General features: G+C 68.1%; 1 protein-coding gene. It reads right to left on the bottom strand.

Annotation, left to right across the window (positions count from 1 at the left end; genetic code table 11):
• On the bottom strand, positions 1–334 hold a 334-nt coding region (locus tag RNB18_RS51940; protein ID WP_311721049.1), incomplete at its 3' end, for an AI-2E family transporter.
• Between the last annotated feature and the right edge of the window lie 120 nt (positions 335–454).

Below are 454 nucleotides of genomic sequence, written 5' to 3'. Positions count from 1 at the left end.
AGGTCTGGTTGATCCAGTTGATCACCGAGTCGATGTACTTGGGGAAGTCGTCGACCATGTCGAGGATCTGTCCGGCGAGCATCGACCCCAGCAGCACGACGAACCCGGCGCTGAAGATCATCAGACCGATGAAGACGAGGAAGGTGGCCAGCCCTCGGCGCATTCCGCGGGCCGACATCCGGCCCACCGCGGGCTCGATGGCGAGCGCGAGGAAGAACGCGATCAGCACATTGGTCAGCAACCCGATGAGCTGGTCGAAAGCCCAGCTGCCGAGCTGGAAGCAGGCGTAGAGCGCCAGGGCGAGCACCATCGCGCGCGGCAGCCAGCCCGGCATCCGGGCGGGTGCCGGGCCCGACGGCGGCGCCGGGGGCCCGGTGGGCGGGGTGGCGGGCGGCTGGGCGGAAACGGTCTCGTCTGTCGATGACACGGGACAAGTCTCGCCTACGCCACTGAC

This window comes from Streptomyces doebereineriae (assembly GCF_031845645.1).
Taxonomy (GTDB): Bacteria; Actinomycetota; Actinomycetes; order Streptomycetales; family Streptomycetaceae; genus Streptomyces; species Streptomyces canus.
This window is presented reverse-complemented; position numbering and strand designations above follow the sequence as displayed.